The sequence below is a fragment of the Bradyrhizobium genomosp. I (2014) genome, from assembly GCF_000261685.1.
GTDB lineage: Bacteria > Pseudomonadota > Alphaproteobacteria > Rhizobiales > Xanthobacteraceae > Bradyrhizobium.
The window spans coordinates 1-5,612 of record NZ_AJQE01000119.1; the positions used below are offsets into that span (position 1 = coordinate 1).

At 63.3% G+C, this 5,612-nt stretch carries 8 protein-coding genes; 3 read left to right on the forward strand and 5 right to left on the reverse strand.

Going from position 1 to position 5,612, the window contains the following annotated elements:
• The 4 genes from IC50_RS11290 to rpmI all read right to left on the reverse strand — a co-directional run.
• Positions 1–425, reverse strand: a 425-nt coding sequence (locus IC50_RS11290) for an endonuclease domain-containing protein (RefSeq protein ID WP_063826464.1), incomplete at its 3' end; no start/stop codon positions are given.
• 80 nt (positions 426–505) lie between these two features.
• Complete coding sequence (gene pheS / locus IC50_RS11295; protein ID WP_035704083.1) at positions 506–1,588, reverse strand: phenylalanine--tRNA ligase subunit alpha; 1,083 nt, start codon at positions 1,586–1,588, stop codon at positions 506–508.
• Between the two features lie 215 nt (positions 1,589–1,803).
• A complete protein-coding gene (gene rplT / locus IC50_RS11300; protein WP_035704086.1) occupies positions 1,804–2,163 on the reverse strand; it encodes a 50S ribosomal protein L20 in 360 nt (119 codons plus the stop codon).
• A gap of 80 nt (positions 2,164–2,243) precedes the next feature.
• Positions 2,244–2,444 (reverse strand): 50S ribosomal protein L35, encoded by a 201-nt coding sequence (rpmI, locus tag IC50_RS11305; protein WP_008539890.1) that lies wholly within the window; start codon positions 2,442–2,444, stop codon positions 2,244–2,246.
• Between the two features lie 263 nt (positions 2,445–2,707).
• Here rpmI and IC50_RS11310 point away from each other — a divergent pair, with 263 nt between their 5' ends.
• Positions 2,708–3,097 carry a hypothetical protein gene (locus IC50_RS11310; RefSeq protein WP_035704089.1) on the forward strand — a complete coding sequence of 130 codons (390 nt, stop codon included), beginning with the start codon at positions 2,708–2,710 and terminating at the stop codon, positions 3,095–3,097.
• Positions 3,098–3,233: 136 nt separating this feature from the next.
• Here IC50_RS11310 and infC read toward each other — a convergent pair whose 3' ends face one another.
• On the reverse strand, positions 3,234–3,773 hold the full coding sequence (gene infC / locus IC50_RS11315; protein WP_080134054.1) for a translation initiation factor IF-3: 540 nt from the start codon (positions 3,771–3,773) through the stop codon (positions 3,234–3,236).
• 251 nt (positions 3,774–4,024) lie between these two features.
• Between infC and IC50_RS11320 the strand changes: the two genes are divergently transcribed.
• Both IC50_RS11320 and IC50_RS11325 read left to right on the forward strand, forming a co-directional pair.
• Positions 4,025–4,825, forward strand: coding sequence for an alpha/beta hydrolase (locus tag IC50_RS11320; RefSeq protein WP_035704093.1), 801 nt, complete (start codon positions 4,025–4,027; stop codon positions 4,823–4,825).
• A gap of 139 nt (positions 4,826–4,964) precedes the next feature.
• A complete protein-coding gene (locus tag IC50_RS11325; RefSeq protein ID WP_035704096.1) occupies positions 4,965–5,429 on the forward strand; it encodes a nuclear transport factor 2 family protein in 465 nt (154 codons plus the stop codon).
• Positions 5,430–5,612: the final 183 nt, after the last annotated feature.

Here is a 5,612-nt window from a genome sequence, read left to right on the forward strand (position 1 = left end):
CTCAAATCCACATGCGATTCCCCTGCCTTGTGGGGGAGGGTCAGGGAGAGGGGTAAGCCGCGGGCTCTGCCAGAAGTTGCCTGGCGAATTGTCTCAACAACTCCCTCGAGGTTCGTCATCACCTGATCGTTGGTGAAGCGCAGAACCTGAAAGCCCTCGGCTGCGAAGAAAGCGTCGCGACGCTCATCTTTTTTCTGACGTTCCTCGAAATCATGGGATTCCCCGTCGAGCTCGATGATGAGCTTTGAGGAGAAGCACACGAAGTCGACGATGTAGTTTCCGATTGGCGATTGGCGACGGATGCCAACGCCATCCATGCGGTTAGCCTTCAGGTGCCGCCACAGTAGTGTTTCGGCGCGCGTCATCGCTCGGCGAAGCTGTTTCGCCCGGCTGCGCTGTCGCTCGCTTACAACTGCGTGCGGCATCCGTGGCTACCCCCCTCCCTGACCCTCCCCCACAAGGGGGGAGGGAACGCAGAGAGTCTTTGTACGGCTACTCACAACCCTCACGTGCTCAATCCCCCCGCGAGCGTCGGCACCTCCAGCGGCTTGAAGCCGTAGTGGGACAGCCAGCGGACGTCGCTGTCGAACAGCTGGCGCAAATCGGCGATGCCGTATTTCAGCATGGCGATGCGGTCGATCCCCATGCCCCAGGCAAAACCCTGGTACTCGTCGGGATCGATGCCGCAGGCGCGCAACACGTTCGGATGCACCATGCCGCAGCCGAGAATCTCGAGCCAGTCCTCGCCCTCGCCGAAGCGGATCTCGCCCTTGTCGCGGCGGCACTGGATGTCGACTTCCAGCGACGGCTCGGTGAACGGGAAGAACGACGGGCGGAAGCGCATGTTGATGTGGTCCACCTCGAAGAACGCCTTGCAGAACTCGTGCAGGATCCATTTGAGGTGGCCGAGATGCGAGCTCTTGTCGATGACGAGGCCTTCGACCTGGTGGAATTGCGGCGTGTGGGTCGCGTCCGAATCGATGCGATAGGTGCGCCCCGGGCAGATCACGCGGATCGGCGGCTTCTGGCTCAGCATGGTGCGCACCTGCACCGGCGAGGTGTGGGTGCGCAGCAGCATGCGCGAGCCGTCCTGCTTCGGATGGAAGAAGAAGGTGTCGTGCATCTCGCGCGCGGGATGGCCTTCCGGGAAGTTCAGCTTGGTGAAGTTGTAGTCGTCGGTCTCGATGTCGGGACCTTCGGCCACCGAGAATCCCATGTCGGCGAAGATCGTGGTCAGCTCGTCCCAGACCTGGCTCAGCGGATGGATGCGGCCGGCTTCGACCGGTGCCTCGCGCAGTGGCAGGGTGACGTCGACGGTCTCGGACGCGAGCCGCGCATCGAGCGCCGCCGATTTCAGCACGTCGCGTCGCGCGACAAGCGCCTGGCTGACCTCGTCCTTGGCCTGGTTGATCGCGGCGCCCTGCGTCTTGCGCTCGTCCGGCGACATCTTGCCGAGCGTGGCGAGCAGCGCGGAGATCGAGCCCTTCTTGCCGAGGGCTGCGACACGCACGACTTCGAGCGCGGCCTCGTCGCTGGCGGCGGCGATGTCGGCGATGATCTGGGCTTGGAGCTGAGCTAGATCGGTCATGGCAATCCCTTTTGGCCAGGATGCTGAGCCGATGATCCTAGCCCGTCACACCCGGCATTGCGCCGGGCTTCCACGTCGGAGAAGTGTGTTTGCGCGAGAAATGACGGCCGGGGCAGTAAAACGCGAGACGCGCCTTTGCCCGGGCCATCACAAGCTGAATGCTGCGCAGAGCACGGTGGAAGACGGCTTACGCCGCCAGCGCAGCCTTGGCCGCATCACGCCGCAAGGGCGGCCTTGGCCTTCTCGGCGATCGCCTGGAACGCGGCGGGCTCGCGGATCGCGAGATCCGACAGCACCTTGCGGTCCACGGTGATGCCCGACTTGGCCATGCCGTCGATAAATCGGCTGTAGGTCAGGCCGAACGGACGGACGGCGGCGTTGATGCGCTGGATCCAGAGCGCGCGGAACGTCCGCTTCTTCCGCTTGCGGTCGCGGAAGGCGTATTGCTGGGCCTTCTCCACGGCCGGCTTGGCGGCGCGGATGGTGTTCTTGCGGCGGCCGTAGAAACCCTTGGCGGCCTTGTAGACTTTCTTGTGCTTGGCGTGGGCGGTCACACCGCGTTTGACGCGAGACATGACGAAATCCTTCAGAGATGACTTTGGTTATCGGATTGCCGCGCAAGACGCGGCACGGTTGGCAGTGATCGCGGACGCGATCAGGCGTTCGGCAAGAAGTACTTCTTGACGTTGTCGCCGTCGGTCTTGAACAGCACGCGGGTGCCGCGGAGCTGACGGATCTGCTTCTTCGTCCGCTTGATCATGCCGTGACGCTTGCCGCGCTGGGCGTGCATCACTTTGCCGGTGGCAGTCACCTTGAAGCGCTTCTTAGCGCCCGATTTGGTCTTCAGCTTGGGCATTTGGCTCTCCTGTGGCCACAACAGAAATCCGCCCGTGAAGGCGGCTGGCCGTCTAAAATGCTCGTTAGAGCGTTGATTGTGCTCAGGTTTTGCGAACGAACGCGAAACCCACACGGAACACCGCCACGGCAGCCCTTGATCAGCCGGGCGATGAAGGCTGGGCTTATGACAGAGCGGGAGCCAAATGGCAACGATGAACCGGCGGAATAGGCCCGGAGACTATTTCCCAAGCTGCCACATTCTTCTGCCGGAGCAGGACTCAAATGGCTGATTTCCCGCAATTCTCCATCCGCTTTCCGCGCCGCCTGGCTCTCCTTGCCGTGCTTGCTGCGGCCATGTTGCCTTCGGCGGCCGACGCCCGCGTCGGCGGCTATGACGGCATCTGGAACGTCACCTTCGCCACCACGAGGGGCAATTGCAGCTCAGGCTACAGTGTTCCCTTCACCGTGACGGGCAGCCGCGTCTCGTCCGCCGGCGGCGGCCGGGTCTCGGGCAGGGTCAACCGCTCCGGCGCCGTCGCGGTCCAGGTTTCAGTCGGTGCATCCCGTGCCAGCGGTGGCGGGCGGCTGGCCGGCATGAACGGCGCCGGCTCGTGGAGGGGCATCATTTCCGGCGACCAGTGCAGCGGCACCTGGCAGGCGACGAGGACGTAGCTGTCGCGAAGCGGGAGGTGCGCTCCCTCTCCCGCTTGCGCTTGCGGGAGAGGCAAAAAACAAAAACGGCCCGCCGGAGATCCGGACGGGCCGTTGGATTCTCAGTCCTGAACCTTCGGTCCCGAAGAGCTGAGCGTCAGCGCGGCGCCAGCACCATGACGACCTGGCGGCCTTCGAACCGCGCGTCCTGCTCGACCTTGGCGAGCTCGGCGACGTCGGTCTTGATCTTGTCAAGCAGCTTGGTCCCGATCTCCTGATGCGCCATTTCGCGGCCGCGATAGCGCAGCGTGATCTTGACCTTGTCGCCCTCTTCGAAGAACCGCTGCATCGCCCGCATCTTCACGTCGTAATCGTGGTCGTCGATCATCGGGCGGAGCTTGATCTCCTTGATCTCGACGGTCTTCTGCCGCTTGCGGGCTTCCGCAGCTTTCTTCTGAGCGGAATACTTGTACTTCCCGTAGTCCATGATCTTGCAGACGGGAGGGCTGGTATTCGGCGAAATCTCGACCAGATCCATGCCAGCTTCCTGAGCCATCCGGATGGCGACGACCGTCTCGACCGTGCCTTTGTTATCACCGGTCTGATCGATCAGCTGGATCTGCGCATTGCGGATATCATCATTGATGCGCGGCCCGTCTTTGCTGGCAGCGGGCGGAGCTTTATTAGGACGGCGAATGGGTGGTTCTCCAAAGTTGTGAAGGAAGCGGCTATTTTGAAGGAAGATGCGTTTGCCGGCAAGCAAGTCGCTCGTGCCGCGGTCGAAAAACCGTCAAATGCGAGGCATTTTGGCCACGTCCTCCGGCACGTTGACCGACATAGACACCTTGCTTCTGTTCCGCAAGCGTCCCAAACGGCCAATGCCGGCATCGGATTGCTTCGTGGGACACGCCCGGACAGCTCAAACCGCGCAGCCGGAGTAAGCGTTCCATGACCGATATAATTCCTGATGCCATGCTCGACTCCATCAATGTGGGCGAGGGCCCGTCCGCACGCAGGATCGCGGTCCGCAGCCGGCCTGGACAGGGGCCCGGACTGGTCTGGCTGGGCGGATTCAAATCGGACATGCAGGGCAGCAAGGCCTTGGCGCTGGACGCCTGGGCCCGGGATCACAACCGCGCAATGGTCCGGTTCGACTATTCCGGCCACGGCGAGTCCGGCGGCGACTTCGTCGACGGAACCATCGGGCGCTGGCTGGAGGAGAGCGTTGCAGTGTTCGAACGGTTCTGCGACGGCCCGCAGGTCCTGATCGGCTCGTCCATGGGTGGTTGGATGGCGCTGCTGCTCGCGCGCGAGATCAAGAAGCGGCAAGGGGAACAACGAGCCAACGCGTCGCTGGCCGGCCTTGTCCTGATCGCGCCGGCGCCCGACTTCACCGAGGAGCTGATGTGGAAGAATTTCTCGTCCGCGGTGAAGAAAGAGATCGAAACCAAGGGCGTCTGGATGCGGCCGTCGGATTACGGCGACGGCTCACCCTATCCGATCACGCGGAACCTGATCGAGGAGGGCCGCAACCACCTTGTGCTCGGCAGCGCCATCGATCTCGGCTGCCCTGTCCGCATCCTGCAAGGCGCGCAGGATCCCGACGTGCCCTGGCGACACGCGTTCGCGCTGACGCACCGCCTGCCGGCCGACGACGTCGTGCTGACCATGATCCAGGACGGCGATCACCGCCTCTCCCGCCCACAGGACATCGCGCGCATTCTTGCCGCGGTGGCGGAGATCGGGTGAAGTGTCGCCAAGCACTCCGTATCGTCGTCCGCGAAAGCGGACGATCCAGTATTCCACCAGCGCTCGTTGTTGAGCCGATCGGCTGCGGCGTACTGGATGCCCGCCTTCGCGGGCATGACAGAAATTGGGAGCAACGCCGATGACCACCGCCATGCTGCGCGCCTTCTGCGACGCGGTCGAGCAGCGCAACGGCCGCGCCTTTGCCGAGCTGTTCACCGAGGAGGGCATCTATCACGACGTCTTCTACGGCGCCTTCGAAGGCCGCGAGAAGATCGCCGCGATGATCGACGACTGGTTCTATCGTACGGCGACCGACTTCCGCTGGGACATGCACGATCCCGTGTCGGACGGCACCACGCTCTATGCGCGCTACACCTTCAGCTATCGTTCGACCCTGCCGGAAGCGAACGGCGCGCGGGCGATGTTCGAGGGCGTTGCGATCATGACGCTGCGTGACGGCAGGATCGCGAGCTATCACGAGGTCGCCAACACCGCGCCGGCGTTCGTCGATCTGAACTTCGCGCCGGAAAGAATCGCCAAGATCGTCGCCAAGCAGGGCGCCGAGCTGAAGGCGCGCCCGGAGATGCAGCGGCATTTGCGTTAAGCCGGCTCTCTCCACATCGTCATTCCGGGGCGTGCACTTGGCGCGAACCCGGAATCCATTTCGCCTCTCGGTCCGCGGCCCGATGGATTCCGGGTCTGCGCCTGACGGCGCATCCCGGAATGACGGTCGGAGAGAGGCCCCGTATTCCTACCGCTTCGACGGATTCGCCATCGGCTTTTTTTT